The following is an 18,739-nucleotide window of genomic DNA, read 5'->3' as shown; positions in this document are numbered from 1 at the left end:
CAAGAAAGACGACGGGCGATACTCGACCCGTGAACCCCGACCGACTCACTCCTCGATTGCGCGGTGGGGTGCAATATGAGGCCCGGTCGAACTCCTGCTATCGACGTCGGCATCGACACGGAAGACGTCGGCGAGCAATCCTTCTGTCACAACGTCTATCGGCGGCCCCCAGTCGTACAGCTCTCCCTCTTTCATCGCAACGAGGTTGTCCGCGAATCGCGCGGCCTGTCCGATGTCGTGGAGCACGATGCCGACGGTGACGCCTTCCTCGCGGTTGAGCGTTCGAACGACTTCCATGACTCGAAGCTGGTGATGGAGGTCGAGATACGTGGTCGGCTCGTCGAGCAGGAGAATATCCGTGTCCTGCGCGAGCACCATCGCAATCCACGCGAGTTGTTTCTGTCCGCCACTGAGATTGCTCATCTCCTCGTCGCGAAGGTGTCCGACACCGGCTAACGCTATCGCTCGTTCGACTGCTTCGCGGTCGCTCTCCGAGACGGCTTCGAAGAATCCGCGATGCGGGTATCGGCCGTGGAAGACCAAATCTTCGACTGTAAGGCCCCCTGGAGAACTGTTCTCTTGGGAGAGAAGCCCGAGCTGTTGTGCGAGCTGTTTTGACTCCATCGATTGGATTTGGTTTCCGTCGAGGAGGATGCGACCCCGTTCGGGGGCGAGTTGGTTCGCCATCGACTTCAGGAGCGTACTCTTTCCCGACCCGTTCGGCCCGACGAGGGCCGTGACCTCGCCTGCCGGGAGCACAACCCTCTCGCACTCGACAACCGGGTCAGTGGAGGTCGGATACCCGATGGCGAGGTCCTCGCCAACCAGTTCACTTGCCGCATCAACCTTGTTGGGGTGACCGGACTCGTCTGCTGAGTCGTCGGCGATTGTCTGGGGTTCAGCCATCAGATTTCACCCATCTTGTCCTGTTTGCGCATGAGATACAGGAAGTACGGACCACCGATGAGGCCGGTGACAATGCCGACCGGAACCTGTACGGGATTCAACGCGAGACGCGCGCCGACATCGGCCACGACCATCAACGCTGGACCAGCGAAGAGACAGCCGATGATGAGCTTCTTGTAATCGCTTCCGACGATGTTTCGAACCATGTGTGGGACGATGAGTCCGACGAAGCCGACGATTCCGGCGACTGCGATGCTCGCCGCGGCGGCGAGCACCGCGACGCCCGAGAGCGCGAATCGAACCTTTTCGACACTCATTCCGAGCGATTGCGCCGTGTTTTCACCGAGGAGGAGCACGTTCAACTGCCGCGAGCTAATCAGCGCGAGCAGCATTGCGACGGCCGTCCACGGCAGTGCCATCCGAACCTGCTCCCAGTCGGTTCCGGTCAGCGACCCGGTCGTCCATGCGATAGCCGACTGCACGACACCGATGTCGTCGGCGAAGAAGAACAGCGCCGTCTGGAGCGATCCGAAGATGGTTCCGACGATGACGCCCGCGAGGACGAGCCGAACCGGCGATGTCCCGTTTTTCCACGCGATGCCGTACACGATGACGAACGCGAGCGCGCCGCCCGCCGAGGCGATAAGCGGCAGGAACGCCGACAGCCCAGAGAACACCACGAGCGTGAGGAGGATTAGCAGTCCGGCACCAGACGAAACCCCGAGGATGAACGGACTCGCGAGTTCGTTCCGGGTGACTGCTTGGAAAATCGCCCCCGAGACGGCGAGATTCATCCCGACGAGGATACCGACGAACACTCGGGGAAGGCGAATGTTCCAAACGATGAGACTCTGCTTGTTCATTTCGGGGACTTCACCACCGAACAGGAACGCGTTCCACGCCTGCCGGTTGAATATCACCTCGGGATTGAACACCGCCTGCCACGCTTCGACGAGCGTCATCGAGAACGCGCCAAAGCTCACTTGTACGAGGCCCCCGGCGACGACGACAATTACGCTCCCGAGACAGAGCGTAATCAGTGCTCCATCGAACCACTCCAGCAATCGGTCGCGCCGAGAGGGTGTCGTCGCATCACCGGTCGCTTCACTCACCATGTTGCTCGTCTCCTTCCACCGACTGGCCGTCGGTGCCGATATATTCACGAATCGAATCGTCGGCTATCGCGTCGAGGAGTTCTTCCTCGCCGACTGCGGCGACGACCGTTTCTGCATCGAGGTGCTCGGCCAGCGTTTCGTGACCGGTTTCTGCTCGCGCCTCCATCTCCTCCGGAGTGATGTACGAAGAGAGCGAGGCATCGGTCGATGCCTCGCGCACGCGGCGGAACCGCTCGGAATCAATGTCTACGGGTGCACCCTCTCCGTAGTAGTCGTCGAACCACTCGACCCACGCTTCGCGCTCGGCCCACTTCTCGTCGAGTTCAGCCTGACGGCGCACCCAATCGACGCCGCCAGCCACTTCTTCCCACCAACCGTCGTCTATTCGAGCGTCCGTAACGACGCGGCGCGCGACCCGCGCGCCGCGACCGGCCGCGATAATCGCCTGTTTATCTGCTTCCTCGGAGGGTGAGGCGACGTAGAGTCCCGACACGGAGGTCGTGCCGTCGTCGTCGGCATAACCGCGGTCGAACCGTTCGTGTTCTTCGTCGTCGTGTTCGTACGTCTCGAACATCGCCGCATCGTCGCCTAGTCCGCGCATGTATTCGCCGTCGTAGCGCGTCGCCGCGACGACTCGCCGGGTGGTAACCGGTGTTCCCTCTTGCGGAGTGACGACGAACCCGTCGTCATCGTCGGTTTTATCGACCGATTCGACCAAGTTAGGAACGATGTCACAGCCTGCATTCTCGGCGTGCGCGTGCATCAGTTCGTACAGCGTTTCGATGTCGATTCCCTCGGGAAAACCGAGATAATTTTCGAGATGGGCACATCGCAGTACGGAGGAGCGTCCCCGGTCGAAAATCACCGTGTCGAGTCCTTCCCGTGCGGTAAACACACCTGCCGAACAGCCTGCTGGCCCGCCACCGACGATAACGACGTCGTGGTCGTAGTCGGTCTCCGTCGTTTGATTTTGGCCGTGGTCGGCTCCTGTCGTTTGATTCTGCTTGTGCTCAGTGTCCGTCGTTTCACTCATGTTCAGAACGCTCCGTTGATGATGTCCGCAACCCGCTGGCGGTCGAACAACTGCTCGTCCTCGGGAATCTCTGGATATGGGCCGTTGTCGTAGGACGGCCACTCGCCGAACTGCTCGGGATAGAGCTGTTTGGCCGTCATCTCCAACTGGAAGAGGTTCAAAATCGGCCCCTGATACCGCGCACCCTGTGGATGGGTGCGGCCGTTTTCCACGGCCGTAATCTCGGCCCCGACCGCGTTCGATTCGAGCGTTGCGCGGAGTTCGCCCATGTCCGTCGTCGGGAGCATACCCCCGAGGAACAGCATCACGTCGGGGTCGGCTTCCAGCAACATTTCCAGGTCGATGACGGAGCCGGATTCGACCGACCCCTCGAACGCATCGCGCGGCTTGAGCGGGCGCGTGTGTGCGGTGAGGAATCCGGGATTGCTCAACGTGTAGGCGTAGATGTCGCCCTCGATGTCGGCCGACCCGACCATCACCGCGGTCGGTCGTTCCGATTCGGACGGAAGGTCTGCCTCGATTGTTGTGAGCATCTCAGCTCGAATCTCGGCGAGCGCCTCGTAGCGCTCTTTTTCTTGAAACACCTCCGCGACTTTCTCGAACTGTTCCCACAGGCTGGGGTACTCGTAGTCGCCCTCCCAATTGTCCGGCGGCGTCTGCTGACCGGCGCTGAACGAGTTGCCGAACCACGGGCTGATGTTCTGCTCGATTTCCTCGATGTCCGCCATGCTCCAGCTACCGAGTGCCAGCACCGACGCCGGGTCGGCGAGATGCACGTCGCTGTCCAGTTCGTAGAGTTTCTCCTTGCCGACCTCCCACGAGGAGTACAGCCCAGTCCAGTCGAGGGAGACGCCGGGGAGTCGCTCCACGAACTGGTTCCAGAGTTGGTCGTAGTAGTCGGGGGCGTGCATCGCGTTGATTCCGTCCCCACGGCCGAGCGCGAACGCCATATCCGCGTGGTGGGTGAGACGGGTGAACACCGTCTCCGGTGGCGACTCGAACTCGACTTCGCCCATGGGTGACATCGTCACTGTGTACGTCCCGTCCGTCGCTTCGTCGTCTGCCGATGTGACCGCGTCAGAATCGGTTCCCGTTGCGGTCGGCGTGGACTCCGAACCGCTGTCGGCGGTACAGCCCGCGAATGCTGCACCGCCGATGACCGCTCCGCCGTACTTCAGATAGTCGCGCCGTGTCGGTGTCTCGTGTGGAATCGTATCGCCGTCGCTCATTGTCAGAAATCCCCAGTGACGATGTCCGCAACTCGCTGGTGGTCGAACAGCTGTTCTTCTTTCGAGAACTCGGGATACGACTGTCCTTCCTCGAAACGCGGCCACTCGCCGAAAGCGTCCGGATACAGCTGTTTGGCGGTCATCTCCAACTGGAGGAGATTTTTCAATGGCCCTTGGAACGACCCGCCAGAGGCGTAGAAGCGGTCGTTCTGTACCGCAGTGAGTTCCTTCCCGACCGGGTCGCTGGACACTGTTTCACTGATTTCGTCCCAATCGTACCACGGGCCGACGCCGAAGATGTGAAGAATAACGTCCGGGTCGATGTCGAGCACCCCCTCCATGTTGTACGTCGCATCGTAGTTTTCGGCGTACGTTTTGTCGCTGTCCGCGAACGCATCCCGCGCACCCATCGGGCGGACGTGGGCTTTCCCGAATCCCGGGCCGCTGATTTTGTACGGGTAGAACTCCCCGTCCCAGTAGGAGAGCAGTCCGACGGTTGGACGCTCGCTCTTCGGCGGGAGGTTGGCGCGGATGGTTCCGTAGAGCGCCTCGTATTCGGACTTGAGCGCTTCGAAGCGCTCTTGCTCGCCGAAAACAGCGGCGACTTTTTCCGACAGTTCCCAGAGCGTGTAGTACTGGTAGTCGTCTCGGTACGCTTCCGGCGGTTGAGCGTGCTGTCTGCTGTAGCGGTTTGCGAACCACGGGCCGACGTTCTCGGCTATCTCTTCGACGTCGTCTCGACTCCACCCTTTGAACGTCGTGGCCCACGCCGGGTCCATCAGGTGAACGTCGCTGTCGAGTTCGTAGAACAGTTCCTTGTCCATTCCGTCGTTGAACAACTGCGTGAGACCATCGGTGGACAGCGAAACGCCGTCAAGAGTGTCGTAAAAATACTGTAGTCCGGTGACGGTATCTCCGGGAAATCCGACGGAGTTGAGCGAGTCAGCGTGGCCGAACGCGACCAGCATATCGACGTACTGTGGACTGTACGCCATCACGTTCGAGGGCGTTTCCTCGAATGTCACCTCCCCTACTGGTGACATCGTCACCGAGTAACTCGTCTCGGCCGTGTTCGTGCTCGATGTCCCGGTTTCCGTGGATGTCGTGTCCGACCCCGTGAGTCCTGCACAACCTGCGAGCAGGCCGCCACCGATGGTTACCCCGCCGTACTTCAGATAGTCGCGCCGCGTTGGTGCCCCGTGTCCGCCTCTTTTTTTGGACATAGAGTTTAGGCTCGCCTAAAGATTTAAAGCGTTTTCGGAATTTAGGCAGGCCTAAATTTTGCCCATTTGCCAAAATATCGTTTGATTTTAGTATTAAATAACGCTAATTAATCTTCGATTTTGTAACTATGTTGTTTTTGAAGTTATTCTCCAACACCAGACACGCCGAGATTTTCATCTTATTACTACCAAATTTATAACGCTAATTTCGTTTGAACACCGAATTGGTGGCGTTTGTCATTGAAAACCACATTAAATCCGCCGTTTCGAGTGATTCAAATCGACGGATACGAGAGGAACTAGTATGACCGAAGACGACACGCACGACCACGTCGTACCCGGGAGTGACGAAGAAATAGACTCCCCCGACGTTCGAGGCTACGACTTCCGCGAACCGTTCGATTTCGGCGACCTCTTAGAATCGTATGCAACGACGGGCTTTCAAGCGACACAACTCGCCGAAGCCATCGACATCGCAGAACAGATGCAGGCCGAGGATGCGACCATCTATCTGACGTTCACTTCGAACATCATCTCCTCCGGTCTTCGCGAAGTCGTCGCGTATCTCGTCCGCGAAGGATACGTCGACGTTCTCATCACGACTTCCGGTTCGCTCACCGAGGACGTTATCAAGACCGCGAAACCGTTCAAGATGGGCGAGTGGGACGCCGACGAAGGCGAACTTCGGGAGCGAGGAATCAACCGCCTCGGAAACATCTTCGTTCCCTCCGACCGATACGTCTGGCTGGAAGAGTACCTCTATGACTTCTTCGATGACTTCTTCGCGGAGGAGAAAGTTCGGACGCCGACGGCGTTCGCACGCGAATTAGGAGAAACGCTCGACGACGAAGATTCGGTGCTGAAACAGGCCGCGGACAACGACGTTCCCGTCTACTGTCCCGCGCTGACCGATGCGGAAGTCGGCAACTTCCTCTACTACTACCGGCAGGGGTACGATTCGGAAGTCGGAATCGAGATTCTGGACGACTACGACTCGCTCATCGAGGACGGTCTGCTCGCGGATGAAACGGGCCTCATCGCGGTCGGTGGAGGAGTGCCGAAACACCACGCTATCATGACGAACCTCTTCCGCGGCGGCGCGGACTACGTCATTTACATCTCGACGGGCGTCGAAGGCGACGGGTCGCTCTCGGGCGCACCGCCGAACGAAGCAGTGTCGTGGGGGAAAATCAAGAACCACGAAACCAACTACACGCAGGTCGAAGCGGAAGCGACGCTCGTGTTTCCGTTGCTGGTCGCTGGTGCATTTCGATAAACATCCGCCACCGAAAATCGACTCGGTCGAATAAAAGTACCACGCAGTTCGCTTAGTCGCTGGCAATCTGCTGCTCGTCGAACTGCTCACCGGCTTGAGACAGTTCGTCCAGCGCCGATTCTTCCTCTCGAAGGGTTTCTTCCAACAGGTCTGCGGCCTCGTCGTAGCCGAGTTTGCCAGCGAACGACGTGAGGTTGCCGTAGGCGGCGATTTCGTAGTGTTCGGTTTTCTGCCCGACTTCGATGTTGTACCGGTCGAGCACGTCACCGTCGTTCTCTTGTGCGAACTGTTCGTGTTCGTCGATGAGCGCATCCACCACCTGCTCGTCTTTTGCCTGCGGCTCTTCACCGATTTGTTCGAACACCTGCTCCAGTCGATTGACGTGCTCTTGCGTTTCGGTGCGGTGTTCCGAGAACGCTTGACTAGCCGCTTCGTCGTTCGTCTGCTCGGCGAGCGTCTCCAGTGCGTCGATGAGTTGCTGTTCGGTGTAGTACAGCTCTTCCAGACCGTTGACGAAGAGTTGTTCGATTGAGTCTGTTGTCATGGGTTCTCATCTACTGCATTTGTTCGTGGAGTCAATGAGTGGCGAGGCTACATTCGCAGGCTGACTAAGACGGGGGCGAGAACGGCTGAATCGTATCACGAACGACGGACGATTCCGTAATGACCACCGATTACTTCCACGCTCGTTTTGAACAGTCCGAGGAGAATTGGCCCGACGAACGATCCCATCGAGCCGAAAAGGTAGTACCGCCCACGACGCTGAGGAAAACGACCGCCGAATGCGTCTCCGACTGCTGGTCGATTATCACCGCACGCAGGTAGTCGTCCGTGACGGCGACGGGCGTGACTCCCCAGATGACCAAACCTGCGGAGAGTCGTGCGCCGATTCGGTTTTCGAGCCGCCGGTGGAGTGGAAAGAACACGAACGCGAGAAAGCCCGTTGCGAGCAGCCACGAGAGAAACGGTTCCACGAAAAGCCACGAGAGTATCGCCAGCACGAGTACCAGTAGCCATGCGAACACCGTTCGAGCGTCTATCCCCACAGTCCCATCCATACCCACACACGTCTTTTCGAACCGAGGAAGGTATTGTGCGGAACACTGGTCAGCGTATGGTCACGACCTACGCCGTGAGGAAGGTTGGATTCCGGCCGAGCAAGTCGGCCGGAATCCGGGTTCCGCTGTCGTTCGGCCGCTCTTTTTTCGGTGGTGGACAGTGAACGGGTTTGCACTATGAGTTCGACGTTCGAAACCGAGTTCGAGGAGGTGCTTGCGGCAGTTCCGGACGAACAGTTCGACCGGTCACGCTTCGTTCCATCAGTCGGCCCGTTCGACGCCGACGTGATGCTGGTCGGCGAGGCCCCCGGTGAGCAGGAAGTCACACAGGGCGAACCGTTCGTCGGACGTGCAGGGGGACGGCTGAACACCGCGCTCGAATCCATCGGCGTGGCTCGAAACGACCTGTACATCACCAATTTGGTGAAGGTTCGCCCGCCGGAGAATCGAAGTCCCCAACGAGCCGAAATCGACGCGTGGTGGCCGGTGTTGGACGCCGAAATCGAACGCGTCGCCCCGTCAGTTGTCGTCCCGCTCGGAAGCTTCGCTACGCGCGAAATACTCGGCACGAACGAGAACGTCTCGGATGTACACGGCCGGACGTTCGAGTTCGATGGCTACGATGTCGTTCCGACGTACCATCCGGCGGCGACGTTCTACGACGGTAGCAAGGAGGGAGAGATGGAACGGGATTTGAAGACAGTGTTCGAGCGGGCGTGATTCGAAACGACGAATCTCTCACGCCGACGACCGCACTGACGCAATTTATCATCAAGCAATCGATGGCAGCTCGTTCCAAAATATCCAAAAGAATCAATACTTTTAGCGCACTCGGACACCAAAAAACAGCTATGAAGGTGTTCGTCGCTGGTGGGTCGGGCTTCGTCGGTCGTTCGCTGTGTCGCGTTTTGGACGAGCGTGGCCACAACGTGACCGCGGCGTCACGCAATCCGGACGCTTCCGAACTACCGGCGAGCGTCGAAACGACCACTCTCGACGTTCGGAACCCCGACCTCTCTGACGTCGTCGCTGGTCACGACGCCGTGGTCAATCTCGTCGCACTCCCGTCGCACTCCCAACTTCGGAACCGAAGCCACGAAGCGGTTCACCTCGGTGGAACGAAACATCTCGTCGCCGCGAGCGAAGCGACCGGCGTCGAGCGATTCGTCCAGATGAGCGGACTGGGCGTCGATTCCGGCGTGCAGACGACGTACTTTCGAGCGAAACGACGCGCAGAGCGCGTCGTTCGGGAGTCGGCCCTCGACTGGGTGATATACCGCCCCTCGGTCGTTTTCGGTGACGGATGCGCGTTCGTTCCGTTCATCGAGCAGATAACCCCACCCGTCGTTGCCCCGCTTCCGGGCGGTGGAACGATGCGAATGCAACCGATTTGGGTCGAAGACCTCGCCCCGATGTTCGCTGACGGCGTCGAGGAGGCTCGACACGCAGGCAAAATCTACGAAATCGGCGGCCCAGAGAAACCCACGTTCGCCGAAATAATCGAAGCCGTCTGCGACGGTGTCACCGTGGTTTCAGTCCCGATGTCGGTCGCGTCGGTCGGGTTTTCGATTGCAGAGCGCGCGCCCGGCGTTCCGTTCGGCCGAGACCAGTACCGCGTGCTACGACACGACAACACGACAGAGACGAACGACGTGGCCGTTTTCGGGGTGGCGGAAAGCGACCTTCGGACGTTCGGAGCGTACTTACAAGACAAAAAGTAGCGGGCGTTCGACTGCTCCGTCGTACCGTTTCCCGACAGTTCCGATGACTTGCGGGTTATCACGTGACGGGTGTGTTAGCGAACGATTATGATTCTCGTTCCCATCTATCACGCATGGTGTGTCCGTATCTGGAATACGCCGAGGAAACTGACGAACCCGATAGGGCGGCGTTCGACGAGCCGCGCGCCTTCTGCACCGTCATCGAAGAGTTCGTCCAACCGATGCGGGCAGACATCTGCAACGACCGGTACGACCTGCACCACGAGTATCACTGTGAAATCTATCGCGAACACACCGACGGAAAAGACGAACACGTGGAGGAGAACTCCGAATGAGCTACGAAAACTATCTCGGAGACGAACCGCTCATCATCACGGCGGCGGTGACGGGCGGCGTCCACGGCAAGGAAGCGAACCCGAACATTCCGGAAACACCGGAAGAAATCGGCCATGCCGCCGCCGCAGTCGAGGAGGCGGGTGCCGCAGTGGTGCATCTCCACGCCCGGAAACCGAACGGCGAGCGCACGTTTTCGACGGAGCGATTTCAGGAGATAGACGACGCGGTCAGAGAACACACGGACGACATCATCATTCAGCATTCGACGGGCGGAACCGGAGCGCCGGACGAAGACCGACACCTGCCGCTACGAACCGACCCGCCGCCGGAGATGGCGTCGTTGGATATGGGGCCGTTGAACCGCTACGACCACCTCACGAGCGAGAACACCCGAGGATTGGTCGATAGCCTCTACGACGAGATGGAAGAGCGGGGAATCAAACCCGAACTGGAGGTGTTCAACGACGGCCACCGAAACGAGGTGTTCGGACTGCTTTCGCGCCGCAACCTCGCCGACCCTGTCTACGCCACGCTCATCTTCGGTCCGGGGACGCTGACGCGCCCGACGCCGCAAAACTTCCTGAACGCAATCGGGGATTTGCCCGACGGGGCGCTGTTCAACACGCTCGGGTTCGGCCAACACCAACTCCCGTTTTCCGCGATGGGAATCGTATTCGGTGGCCACATCCGGGTCGGTTTGGAGGACAACGTCTACTATCGACGGGGTGAACTCGCCGAAAGCAACGCGCAACTCGTCCGTCGAGCGGTGCGTCTCGCCGAAGAACTCGAACGAGAAGTTGCATCGCCAGCAGCGGCGCGAGAGATTCTGGGGCTGTAGTGTCCGCTTTCCGACGACTACGATAACCACGAAATTCAAACCGCTCGCCTACGAGTTCCGAATCGAATGCTTCCCCTGTTTCACGATTTCGCTGGCGAGACAGTCCTCGTCTTCGGCGGGGGTCGCGTCGGCTGTCGGAAAGCCCGATTTTTCGCACAAGAAGCAACCGTCATTGTCGTCAGCGCAGAGTTCACCCGTGAACTCTGCGCTGAATCCGTGTCGCAAATCAAAGCCCGCGTCTCGCCCGACGACCTTTCGGACTGGTTCGACCGAGCTGCGCCCGCGCTCGTCGTCGCCGCAACCGACGACGGCGCGCTCAACGAGGCGATTGAAACAACGGCGATAAAACGAGGCATCCTCGTCAACCGCGCCGACAAACACGGAAACAGAGAAATCGGAAGCGTCGTCGTCCCGGCGACGGTTCGGGACGGCGATGTTATCGCGGCGGTCGGAACCGGCGGACGAAGCCCCGCTTTGAGCAAATATCTTCGCCAGCAAATCGAACCGATTTTTGGCGGCGCGGACGAGATGGCCGAACTGACCGCGGAGATTCGGGAGACGTTGCAAGAGCGAGACGTTCCCGCGAAGAACCGCCGCGAGGCGGTTCGAGCGGTTATCAACTCGGAAGCGGTTTGGGAGGCTATCGAGAATCGGAACAACAGGGAAAGCGGCGGCGATTCCGTCGGAATCGCCGCCCGAAACGAAGCAACCCGAGTCGTCAGCGACGTGCTCAATCCAGACTGACGGTGCCGTCGCCGTGCGGGTTCGGCGCGATTTCGTCCCCGGTTTCTCGGTCGATGACGTGGATGACGCCAGCATCCTTTTTCGCCGGGCAAACCTCCGCAGCGCGGACGTTTGCCGCGAGTTCGTCCTCCGCGAAAAAGTACGTTTTCGGCGCGCCGAGTCCGGTCGAAAAGTCCATCTCCCAGTTGTCCGCCACCTCTGCGCACTTTCCCGCGCCGAAACAGCGCCCGCCCTCGAAGACGATTTTGTACGGCTTTTTTTCGATTGGCGGCGTATTCGTCACGCGAACCTCCGCAATTTCGAGAGGCCGTCGAGGGATTTCCCGTCCGAAATCGTCTCTCTGGCGATTTCCAGCCCATCTTCGAGTGACGCCGCGCCACCTCCGGCGTAGATTCGGAACGCCGCGTTGAGCGCGACCGCGTCGGCGAACTTGTCGTCGCGCTCGCCCGAGAGCACCGACTCCGTAATTTTTGCGGAGTCGGCGGAAACGTCTCCTACTTCGAGGTCGTCGCGTTCGAACGACATGCCGTAGTTCGCGGTTTCGATTTCGTAGTCGGTCAACTCCTTCGAACCAGCGCTCCACTCGGCGACTTTCGTGTATCCCGGTCGAATGTCGTCGTAGCCCTCCAATCCCTGAAACAGGATTGCTCGCTCGACCGTCGAAGTCCGACTTTCCCGGAGTGTGTCGATGATTCGCTTCGCAAAGGAGAGGTGGTAGAAACTGCCGAGATGTACGGTTGCGTCGGCGGGATTTGTCAGCGTTTCCACCGTGTTGATGAAGGTTCGAACACCGACGGCAGAGCGGCGGTTGAGGAGCGCGTCCACGCCGGGGTTGAACCGCGACTGGTCGTAGAAACCGAAGCCGACAGAATCGACCATGTTTGCGCTATCTTCCAGTTCGAGGTCGGTTTCGACACCGAGTTCCGACAGAACGTGGCGGTAGGCACAGCCCTCGGTCATCGGCACTCGGTCGCCGCTGTGGACGACGACGGGGGTTCCCGAGGCGGCGGAAACCAATCCCGCGGCCACGCCGAGCAGTGCGGTTTCACGTTTCCCGTCGTAGTTCGCGCCGCAATCCACTGGATTTGTGTCGGGAGCGAAAGAGGCGACTGCCTCGGGAGAAGCGACTTCCACCGAATTATGTCGCATGGCATCGAGGAATCCAGCCAGTTCTTCGGGCGTGTTCCGTTTCCACCGATTCGCCACCCAAAACCCGCCGAGTGCGGTCGGGTCGGCGTCCCCCGAGAGGATGTGCTCGAACGCCGAGTACGCTTGGTCGTAGTTCATGTCCTCGGCGGACTTCGGGCCGGAACCGACCTGCGACATCAAATCTCGCAATTCAGTTGGTGCCATCACTCGACACCCCTGTCCGAAACTGCTGTTTCCGGCGCGGGGGCGAACCCGACCGACGGCGCACCTTGGAGGTATTCGACGACCTTGTCACGGACGTTCACCACGTCGCCGACGACGGTTACCGCGGGCGGTTCGATACCGACTTCGTCCCGTCGTTCCACGATGGTTCCGAGCGTTCCGGTGACGGTGAACTCCGACTCGCGGGTCGCACGCTCGACCATTGCAACAGGGGTGTCTTCGGACACGCCGCCCGCTCGAAGCGCGGCCACGTTGTCCGGCAGTCTGCCGACACCCATGAGGATAACGAGGGTTCCGCCCGCCTGAACGGTCGCGGCGAGCGCGTCCCAATCGAGTGCACTCTCCGGTTTCGTCGGGTCTTCGTGGCCGGTGAGAACGGTGACGCAGGATGCGTGGTCGCGGTGGGTGACCGGGATTCCGGCGACGCCCGGCCCGGCGACCGCGCTCGTGATGCCGGGGACAATTTCGAAGTCAATTCCGGCGGCGGCGAGGTGCTCCGCCTCCTCGCCGCCGCGGCCGAACACCGTCGGGTCACCGCCCTTCAGTCGAACCACGTCCTTTCCTTCGCGGGCTTTCCGAACCAGCAGGTGGTGAATCTCCTCCTGCGTGGTTCGCTCGCCGTCCGGGCCGGGTCGCTTGCCGACCGAGACGATTTCGGCGGTGTCCGAGCAGGACGCCACGATTCGGTCGTCCGCCAACCTATCGTGGAGGACTGCATCCGCCGAATCCAGTAGTTTGCGTGCCTTTACCGTCAGCAGTTCCGGGTCGCCCGGCCCTGCACCGACTAAGTAGACTGTTCCTGTGTGCATCGAATCATCGCTCCGCTGCGAACTGCTTCGCGCGGCGGTACCGCGCCCGGTAGCGGTTCGCGGGGTCGCTCATTTCGCCGTCGCGGACGGGTCGCCCGGTTTCGACGCCGTCCACGAACGCAAGTCGCTCGTCCGCATCGCGCTCCGTGGTTCGTTCGAACGTCGGTTCTGTACTTTCTGCATCGCTCCGCTCCACCGCCAGAAATTCGCGCGCCGCGGCGACGAACAGCGAACACGGCTCCCTGCACGGAAACTCGCCGTCGCCGCGGGGAACCTCGACTTCGTCGTTTTCCGCTGCGTCCCACTCCCTGCGTTTGCAACACTGCGAATCGGCACAACAGGCCACGACAGCGTTTTCCAGTGCCTTCCGGTCGAGATTCTCGATGTTCGCGTAGATTCCGGTTTGGCGCTCCGCCGTCTCCTCGAAATGCGTCACGTCGAGGTTGCCTTCGCGTTCCTTGCTCCAGTTAGCAACTGTCGCGGGGTACACCCAGTCCACGACGCGATAGAGTTCGTCCGGATTCGCCGTCTCGAACGACCACCCAGTCGGCAGTGTCGGGGCGGTTCGGAGCGGGCGGTAGTCGCCATCGTCGGTGAACCGCGAGAGGTCGCGTATCGCGGTCGGGTCGCGGTAGATGTCGAGAGCGGAAGTATCCCTTTCGCGGTCTTCGACGTGACGAATTTCGTATTCGCGCTCTCCGTTATCGGTCAATCGAATCGAGATGGACAGTTGGCCCCACGTTTTTTCGATTCGGGTTTCGGTTTCGGATTCTGAAATCGGCCGACTCGCACTTTCCAGCCATCGCAAAAACTCGCGGCGGTGGTCGAATGTTGAATCCGTTTCATCCGATTTGTTTGCACTCTCGGTACCCGAATTCTCGATTTCCGCACCAGCATCCCCCGCGCGTTCGAGAATCACATCGGCGACCAGCGGTTCCGTTCCGACCGCGCCCGCATACCAGACGGTTTTCCCACTCACTTCAGCAGGAACGTCGTAGCCAGCGGGTGCGTCGTCGGTCAGTCCGATGTCCTCGGGAATGTCCTCCTGCGTGTGGTAGCCATCCGCGATGAACAGCGGGACGACGACGAGTTCGTCGCTCTCGAAGTGTTCCGTGAGGTCATCGATTCGCGGGTCTTCGTCCATGAACAGCGCTCGAACCTCGTCGAATCGTCCCTGCTCGCGGAGGCAGTCGGCGTGGGCCTGTGTCGCTCTCGCGCTGTTTTCGTTGCGTTCAGTGCCGTGGCCGACGACAGCGAGGCCGACGCCGGAATCGACGTTTGGATTGTTCGTTACGCGCTCGGCACGCCGGGCGATGACGGAGGTCATCGCCTCGTGCGTGCCGACGGGGTCGGTGTAGTAGACCGATTTGTCCACGTCGAGATTCCACCCATCCGCGATTCTGAGTTCGCGTGGAATCACCTGTTCGGTGAAATAGCCCTCGCTGGTGAACAGCGGGACGACGTACACTGCGTCCTGTTCGACGGTTCGAAGCACCTCGCGGGGCGAGGGTGCTTCCTTCCAAAACGCCTCGTGGACGGCGTCGAACACGCCGCGCGAACGGATTTCGTCGGCGTGGTCGTACAGCGGTCGGGCGGATTCCGAGTCGAGATGCGACCCGTGCCCGACCAGTACGAGTGCAGCGCTACTCATTCTTCGACCGTTTCCTCGTCTTCGTCTCCGTCTCGACGCTCCGAGAGATGTTCCCAGATTTCGGTACAGCCGCTTCCGTCCGGGACGTCCTCCAAGTGGTCGTCCGCATGGCCGTCGTTTCGGCTATCGCTCACGTCTCGACACCTCCCCGATTCGACGGTTCCGCGACGGTGTCGTGGCGGTACCGACGTTCGTCGCTATCGTTGCTTCTCATCACCTCCCGATTTACGGTACGGCTCCTAAACGGTGCGTCTTGGCGTAATACCAGCCGATGCTCCCACGTTACGGTAATTTTCGAGGGTAACTCTGACAGACACAAACGGGCCGTTTTTGGGTTTCGTGTCGGTACGAAACCCGAACAGGACGTTTTCCCTGTCATGACGCGTCATCCGACGCGGCGTAGATTGCGACTGCCGACGCGTTCAGGTCACGGGCTGACCGATGTGCTGGCATGGCTATCGCGGTTCGCACGCTGGACGAGGGTGCGTGGGTGAACGTGGAAAACACACGAATCGTCGGCGTGAGCAACGTCTGGAAGCTCGCCCGCCACGGTATTTGCGACTGTGATGTCTCTTTCTTCGTGGTCGAAGTGTTCACCGACGTGGGTGTGGATGGTCGTTGGGTCGAAGCCCGCACTGGGGGCCAGTGTATCGGCTGTGGCGAACACGGAACCACGGGCTGGCTCCAAATCGGGAAAATGGGTGAAGACAGTTTCCGGCCCGTCGAAGTCGAAGGCGTCCATTCGCCACGGTAACCCGTTTCCGACTTTTTCCCCGTGTCGCACGTCTCCGAAATTCTTGCCGGTATTCCCGACCCCCGGCGGAGATTGACGCGGAGCGCGGGGGTTTACGGGTGGATTCAGTACGATGTCCCATGCCGACCGACGTGGAAAAATGGAAGGACGAGCTGTACGGCGAGGAGATACGGGAGCACATGCTCCGGTTCGCCGAGGAGGGCTGGGACGCCATCCCGGACGACGAACACGACGCTTGGTTCGAGCGGTTCAAATGGTGGGGCCTGTACCACCAGCGCGACGGACAGGAAAGCTACTTTATGATGCGAATCGGGCCGCCGAGCGGCGTCCTCGAACCCGGCCAACTGCGCGTCATCGGCGAAATCGCGCGCGATTTCGCCGTCGGGCCAGCCGAAAATCCGGAGTTCGGAAACGGCTACGCCGACGTGACGACGCGGCAGGCGGTGCAACTGCACTGGGTCAACATCGAAGACGTGCCGAAAATCTGGGAAAGATTGGAAGACGCAGGGCTCTCGACCAAACAGGCCTGTGGTGATTCGTGGCGAAATATCGTCGGCTGTCCGGTCGCTGGCAAGGACAAACGCGAGTTCGTGGATGCACTCCCCGTCGTACAGGATTTGAACGAGAACTTCAAAGGAAATCCGGAGTACGCGAACCTTCCCCGGAAATGGAAGGTGTCCGTGACAGGGTGCCGCGAAGGCTGTGGGCAGGGCGACATCAACGACATTGGCATCGAACCCGCCGAGAAGGAAATCGACGGCGAGACGGTTCGTGGATTCAACGTCCGCGTCGGTGGCGGCCTCGCCGGACGCGAACCGCGATTCGCCCGCGACATCGACGTGTTCGCGGAACCCGACGAAGTCGTTCCGGTTCTAGGTGGTCTCTCCGGCCTGTTCCGCGATTACGGCAACCGCGAGAACCGCCGACGAGCGCGCATCAAGTTCCTCGTGGATGAGTGGGGAACCGAAAAAATACGGAAGGTGTTGCAGGAGGAGTACGTCGATTTCTACCTCAAAACGGCGGGCGACGACCTCCGCGAGGAGTATTCGTACAACGCCGGGGTTCCGGACGACCACGGCCACGCAGACCACGTCGGCGTCCACGAGCAACCCGACGGCAACTACTACGTCGGCCTGAACGTCCTCGTCGGTCGCGTCGGCGCAGAGGATATGATCGAGATGGCCGACATCGCCACGAAGTACGGTTCCGGCGAAGCGCGACTCACCCAGCGACAGAACATCATCCTGACGGACGTTCCGGAAGACCGCCTCGACGCGATGCTGGACGAACCGCTGTTCGACCGCTATAGTCCCGACCCGCACCCCTTCCAGCGTGGGTCGATTGCCTGTACCGGAACGGAGTTCTGTTCGCTCTCAATCGTGGAGACGAAAAACCGACAGGTTCGCCTCTCGCGCTGGCTTCGGGACAACGTCGAACTGCCCGACGACATCGAGAACTTCCACATCCACCTGTCGGGTTGTACCGCCTCCTGTGCCCAACCGCAAATCGCGGACATCAGCCTGCGCGGGATGAAAACCAGAAAGAACGGCGAAGCAGTCGAAGCCCTCGACATCGGCGTCGGCGGTGGACTCGGCCAAGACCCGAGCTTTGCGACGTGGATTCGAGAGCGAATCGCCGCGGACGAGGTTCCCGGCGCGATTCGGAACCTGATTCACGGCTTTTCGGAGGAACGCGAAGATGGCGAAACGTTCCGCGAGTTCGTGCAGGCCCGCCACGAGGATAGACTGGAAACCCTCGCCAAACCTGAGGAGACCTCCTACGACGACCCGTATATGCACAACACGAAGAAGACGTGGTATCCGTACGCGGAGGACGACGCGATGGAGGCCAGTCCGGCCCCGAACAGTCCGGACGACGCGATTTCAGGGGACGACTGAGATGGCAGACCGCGTCCTGTCGGTGAACGCCTACACCACGTTTGACCTCATCGACGCTGTCGCTGAAGGTCATGGCTGGACGGAGGAGGCCGTGGGGGTTCTGAACGTCAAAACGCCGCGCGGCGAGAATGCGCCAGACGAGATACTGCTCCAACTCGAACTGGACAACACCGGGTTGGAACATCTGCCTGCGCACGCCGACACGGTTACTCTGTCGCCGGAGCATGCACGGAAGTTGGCCGGTGAGTTGGAGCGGTATGCCGATTCGGTCGAAAAAGAGGGGCAATCGTAGATTCGAATAGCACTTCCGTAAATCTCCATAGACATCCCATAACACGCCGTTTAACTGCTCTATAACTTTAGGCGTGGGTGTTCTTTCCCTTGACGGGGATGATTCACTATGCCCCAACCACAAAACGGCGATAGAGACCGTAACGACAGCAGTCAACGAACCACACAGAAAGAAACTGCTGGACAGGGCGGTGCGAAACAGCAACCACAAGCGCAGAACAACCGTCGCAAAAGCGAGAGTTCGTCGAACTGGCTCGCGAAGACCGGCTTGATGTCGGGACTCGCAGTCATCGGCTTCGTGTTGTTGCTGTTCGCACTCGGCCAGGCCGTCGGTTTCGACCTGCTGGGGCTGTTCGCGGAAGCGGTCAGTTCCCAGACGGGACGCTGGCTCGTCGTCGCGCTCTTCGCCCTGCTCCTCATCGGAGTAGCTGAGCGGGGACTTCGCGGTACGCTTCGCCGCGTCTAACGTTCCCCGGCTCGTTTTGT

22 protein-coding genes and 1 pseudogene are annotated in these 18,739 nt (G+C 60.2%); 10 read left to right on the top strand and 13 right to left on the bottom strand.

The genetic code is table 11. The features are described 5' to 3' along the window. Positions 1 to 45 precede the first annotated feature (45 nt). The 5 genes from BW974_RS05310 to BW974_RS05290 are packed head-to-tail and all read right to left on the bottom strand — an operon-like array spanning position 46 to position 5,506. The gene (locus BW974_RS05310; RefSeq protein WP_076428678.1) at positions 46 to 906 is read right to left on the bottom strand and encodes an ABC transporter ATP-binding protein; all 861 of its coding nucleotides are present in this window, start codon (positions 904 to 906) and stop codon (positions 46 to 48) included. Further along, on the bottom strand, positions 906 to 2,021 hold the full coding sequence (locus BW974_RS05305; RefSeq protein ID WP_076428676.1) for a FecCD family ABC transporter permease: 1,116 nt from the start codon (positions 2,019 to 2,021) through the stop codon (positions 906 to 908). Before BW974_RS05305 ends, BW974_RS05310 begins: the two co-directional genes overlap by 1 nt. Beyond that, positions 2,011 to 3,054, bottom strand: a complete 1,044-nt coding sequence (locus BW974_RS05300) for an NAD(P)/FAD-dependent oxidoreductase (RefSeq protein WP_139328819.1) — start codon at positions 3,052 to 3,054, stop codon at positions 2,011 to 2,013. The genes BW974_RS05305 and BW974_RS05300 overlap by 11 nt, the downstream gene beginning before the upstream one ends. Positions 3,055 to 3,056: 2 nt before the next feature. Further along, positions 3,057 to 4,283: an ABC transporter substrate-binding protein gene (locus tag BW974_RS05295; RefSeq protein ID WP_076428674.1), complete on the bottom strand. Its 1,227-nt coding sequence runs from the start codon at positions 4,281 to 4,283 to the stop codon at positions 3,057 to 3,059. 2 nt (positions 4,284 to 4,285) lie between these two features. Further along, complete coding sequence (locus BW974_RS05290; protein ID WP_076428672.1) at positions 4,286 to 5,506, bottom strand: ABC transporter substrate-binding protein; 1,221 nt, start codon at positions 5,504 to 5,506, stop codon at positions 4,286 to 4,288. 304 nt (positions 5,507 to 5,810) lie between these two features. Between BW974_RS05290 and BW974_RS05285 the strand changes: the two genes are divergently transcribed. Next, entirely contained in the window at positions 5,811 to 6,782 is a 972-nt protein-coding gene (locus BW974_RS05285; protein WP_076428670.1) for a deoxyhypusine synthase, read from the top strand. Between the two features lie 52 nt (positions 6,783 to 6,834). On the opposite strand, the gene BW974_RS05280 is transcribed toward BW974_RS05285, so the two are convergent. Together BW974_RS05280 and BW974_RS05275 are read right to left on the bottom strand one after the other, a co-directional pair. Further along, on the bottom strand, positions 6,835 to 7,326 hold the full coding sequence (locus tag BW974_RS05280; protein ID WP_076428668.1) for a YciE/YciF ferroxidase family protein: 492 nt from the start codon (positions 7,324 to 7,326) through the stop codon (positions 6,835 to 6,837). A 130-nt stretch (positions 7,327 to 7,456) separates the two neighbouring features. Then, positions 7,457 to 7,840 carry a hypothetical protein gene (locus tag BW974_RS05275; protein WP_076428666.1) on the bottom strand — a complete coding sequence of 128 codons (384 nt, stop codon included), beginning with the start codon at positions 7,838 to 7,840 and terminating at the stop codon, positions 7,457 to 7,459. A 177-nt stretch (positions 7,841 to 8,017) separates the two neighbouring features. On the opposite strand from BW974_RS05275, the gene BW974_RS05270 reads away from it, so the two are divergent. The 5 genes from BW974_RS05270 to BW974_RS05250 all read left to right on the top strand — a co-directional run bounded on the left by BW974_RS05270 (position 8,018) and on the right by BW974_RS05250 (position 11,479). Next, positions 8,018 to 8,560: a uracil-DNA glycosylase gene (locus tag BW974_RS05270; RefSeq protein ID WP_076428664.1), complete on the top strand. Its 543-nt coding sequence runs from the start codon at positions 8,018 to 8,020 to the stop codon at positions 8,558 to 8,560. A 131-nt stretch (positions 8,561 to 8,691) separates the two neighbouring features. Next, the gene (locus BW974_RS05265; RefSeq protein ID WP_076428662.1) at positions 8,692 to 9,561 is read left to right on the top strand and encodes a complex I NDUFA9 subunit family protein; all 870 of its coding nucleotides are present in this window, start codon (positions 8,692 to 8,694) and stop codon (positions 9,559 to 9,561) included. A 113-nt stretch (positions 9,562 to 9,674) separates the two neighbouring features. Continuing rightward, positions 9,675 to 9,896, top strand: coding sequence for a hypothetical protein (locus tag BW974_RS05260; protein ID WP_076428660.1), 222 nt, complete (start codon positions 9,675 to 9,677; stop codon positions 9,894 to 9,896). Continuing rightward, positions 9,893 to 10,735 carry a beta-keto acid cleavage family enzyme gene (locus tag BW974_RS05255; protein ID WP_076428658.1) on the top strand — a complete coding sequence of 281 codons (843 nt, stop codon included), beginning with the start codon at positions 9,893 to 9,895 and terminating at the stop codon, positions 10,733 to 10,735. Before BW974_RS05260 ends, BW974_RS05255 begins: the two co-directional genes overlap by 4 nt. A gap of 66 nt (positions 10,736 to 10,801) precedes the next feature. Next, positions 10,802 to 11,479 (top strand): precorrin-2 dehydrogenase/sirohydrochlorin ferrochelatase family protein, encoded by a 678-nt coding sequence (locus BW974_RS05250; RefSeq protein WP_076428656.1) that lies wholly within the window; start codon positions 10,802 to 10,804, stop codon positions 11,477 to 11,479. Here the strand turns inward: BW974_RS05250 and BW974_RS05245 are convergent. The 6 genes and pseudogenes from BW974_RS05245 to BW974_RS25415 all read right to left on the bottom strand — a co-directional run bounded on the left by BW974_RS05245 (position 11,466) and on the right by BW974_RS25415 (position 15,444). After that, the gene (locus tag BW974_RS05245) at positions 11,466 to 11,762 is read right to left on the bottom strand and encodes a ferredoxin (protein WP_245799903.1); all 297 of its coding nucleotides are present in this window, start codon (positions 11,760 to 11,762) and stop codon (positions 11,466 to 11,468) included. The two genes, BW974_RS05250 and BW974_RS05245, sit on opposite strands and share 14 nt — an antisense overlap. After that, complete coding sequence (locus BW974_RS05240; RefSeq protein ID WP_076428654.1) at positions 11,759 to 12,832, bottom strand: anthranilate phosphoribosyltransferase; 1,074 nt, start codon at positions 12,830 to 12,832, stop codon at positions 11,759 to 11,761. The genes BW974_RS05245 and BW974_RS05240 overlap by 4 nt, the downstream gene beginning before the upstream one ends. Next, on the bottom strand, positions 12,832 to 13,659 hold the full coding sequence (gene cobA / locus BW974_RS05235; protein ID WP_076428652.1) for a uroporphyrinogen-III C-methyltransferase: 828 nt from the start codon (positions 13,657 to 13,659) through the stop codon (positions 12,832 to 12,834). The genes BW974_RS05240 and cobA overlap by 1 nt, the downstream gene beginning before the upstream one ends. Positions 13,660 to 13,663: 4 nt before the next feature. Then, entirely contained in the window at positions 13,664 to 14,149 is a 486-nt protein-coding gene (locus BW974_RS27430; protein ID WP_394329565.1) for a hypothetical protein, read from the bottom strand. After that, positions 14,123 to 15,310: pseudogene (locus tag BW974_RS26395) on the bottom strand (DR2241 family protein); the annotation flags it as partial. The pseudogene BW974_RS26395 and the gene BW974_RS27430, both read right to left, overlap by 27 nt. Next, complete coding sequence (locus tag BW974_RS25415) at positions 15,307 to 15,444, bottom strand: hypothetical protein (RefSeq protein ID WP_175609627.1); 138 nt, start codon at positions 15,442 to 15,444, stop codon at positions 15,307 to 15,309. The pseudogene BW974_RS26395 and the gene BW974_RS25415, both read right to left, overlap by 4 nt. A 317-nt stretch (positions 15,445 to 15,761) precedes the next feature. Between BW974_RS25415 and BW974_RS05225 the strand changes: the two genes are divergently transcribed. The 4 genes from BW974_RS05225 to BW974_RS25410 all read left to right on the top strand — a co-directional run bounded on the left by BW974_RS05225 (position 15,762) and on the right by BW974_RS25410 (position 18,719). After that, positions 15,762 to 16,064 carry a DUF8134 family protein gene (locus BW974_RS05225; protein ID WP_076428648.1) on the top strand — a complete coding sequence of 101 codons (303 nt, stop codon included), beginning with the start codon at positions 15,762 to 15,764 and terminating at the stop codon, positions 16,062 to 16,064. 119 nt (positions 16,065 to 16,183) lie between these two features. Next, positions 16,184 to 17,962, top strand: coding sequence for a nitrite/sulfite reductase (locus BW974_RS05220; RefSeq protein WP_076428646.1), 1,779 nt, complete (start codon positions 16,184 to 16,186; stop codon positions 17,960 to 17,962). 1 nt (position 17,963) lies between these two features. Then, positions 17,964 to 18,254, top strand: a complete 291-nt coding sequence (locus BW974_RS05215; RefSeq protein WP_076428644.1) for a DUF6360 family protein — start codon at positions 17,964 to 17,966, stop codon at positions 18,252 to 18,254. A 108-nt stretch (positions 18,255 to 18,362) separates the two neighbouring features. Continuing rightward, positions 18,363 to 18,719: a hypothetical protein gene (locus tag BW974_RS25410; protein ID WP_084186195.1), complete on the top strand. Its 357-nt coding sequence runs from the start codon at positions 18,363 to 18,365 to the stop codon at positions 18,717 to 18,719. Positions 18,720 to 18,739 lie beyond the last annotated feature (20 nt).

This window comes from Haladaptatus litoreus, from assembly GCF_900156425.1.
GTDB classification, from domain to species: Archaea; Halobacteriota; Halobacteria; order Halobacteriales; family Haladaptataceae; genus Haladaptatus; species Haladaptatus litoreus.
The sequence above is the reverse complement of the archived record's forward strand: the minus strand, read 5'-3'. Positions and strand labels throughout refer to the sequence as shown.

What these genes read in the sequence shown, in the direction of transcription:
- BW974_RS05300 (WP_139328819.1), bottom strand. Translation starts at nt 3,054, where the DNA reads ATGAGTGAAACGACGGACACTGAGCACAAGCAGAATCAAACGACAGGA.
- BW974_RS05295 (WP_076428674.1), bottom strand. Translation starts at nt 4,283, where the DNA reads ATGAGCGACGGCGATACGATTCCACACGAGACACCGACACGGCGCGAC.
- BW974_RS05260 (WP_076428660.1), top strand. Translation starts at nt 9,675, where the DNA reads ATGGTGTGTCCGTATCTGGAATACGCCGAGGAAACTGACGAACCCGAT.
- BW974_RS05280 (WP_076428668.1), bottom strand. Translation starts at nt 7,326, where the DNA reads ATGACAACAGACTCAATCGAACAACTCTTCGTCAACGGTCTGGAAGAG.
- BW974_RS05290 (WP_076428672.1), bottom strand. Translation starts at nt 5,506, where the DNA reads ATGTCCAAAAAAAGAGGCGGACACGGGGCACCAACGCGGCGCGACTAT.
- BW974_RS05305 (WP_076428676.1), bottom strand. Translation starts at nt 2,021, where the DNA reads ATGGTGAGTGAAGCGACCGGTGATGCGACGACACCCTCTCGGCGCGAC.
- BW974_RS05265 (WP_076428662.1), top strand. Translation starts at nt 8,692, where the DNA reads ATGAAGGTGTTCGTCGCTGGTGGGTCGGGCTTCGTCGGTCGTTCGCTG.
- BW974_RS05285 (WP_076428670.1), top strand. Translation starts at nt 5,811, where the DNA reads ATGACCGAAGACGACACGCACGACCACGTCGTACCCGGGAGTGACGAA.
- BW974_RS05270 (WP_076428664.1), top strand. Translation starts at nt 8,018, where the DNA reads ATGAGTTCGACGTTCGAAACCGAGTTCGAGGAGGTGCTTGCGGCAGTT.
- BW974_RS05310 (WP_076428678.1), bottom strand. Translation starts at nt 906, where the DNA reads ATGGCTGAACCCCAGACAATCGCCGACGACTCAGCAGACGAGTCCGGT.
- BW974_RS25410 (WP_084186195.1), top strand. Translation starts at nt 18,363, where the DNA reads ATGCCCCAACCACAAAACGGCGATAGAGACCGTAACGACAGCAGTCAA.
- BW974_RS05255 (WP_076428658.1), top strand. Translation starts at nt 9,893, where the DNA reads ATGAGCTACGAAAACTATCTCGGAGACGAACCGCTCATCATCACGGCG.
- BW974_RS05240 (WP_076428654.1), bottom strand. Translation starts at nt 12,832, where the DNA reads ATGGCACCAACTGAATTGCGAGATTTGATGTCGCAGGTCGGTTCCGGC.
- BW974_RS05225 (WP_076428648.1), top strand. Translation starts at nt 15,762, where the DNA reads ATGGCTATCGCGGTTCGCACGCTGGACGAGGGTGCGTGGGTGAACGTG.
- BW974_RS05220 (WP_076428646.1), top strand. Translation starts at nt 16,184, where the DNA reads ATGCCGACCGACGTGGAAAAATGGAAGGACGAGCTGTACGGCGAGGAG.
- BW974_RS05250 (WP_076428656.1), top strand. Translation starts at nt 10,802, where the DNA reads ATGCTTCCCCTGTTTCACGATTTCGCTGGCGAGACAGTCCTCGTCTTC.
- BW974_RS05275 (WP_076428666.1), bottom strand. Translation starts at nt 7,840, where the DNA reads ATGGATGGGACTGTGGGGATAGACGCTCGAACGGTGTTCGCATGGCTA.
- BW974_RS05215 (WP_076428644.1), top strand. Translation starts at nt 17,964, where the DNA reads ATGGCAGACCGCGTCCTGTCGGTGAACGCCTACACCACGTTTGACCTC.
- cobA (WP_076428652.1), bottom strand. Translation starts at nt 13,659, where the DNA reads ATGCACACAGGAACAGTCTACTTAGTCGGTGCAGGGCCGGGCGACCCG.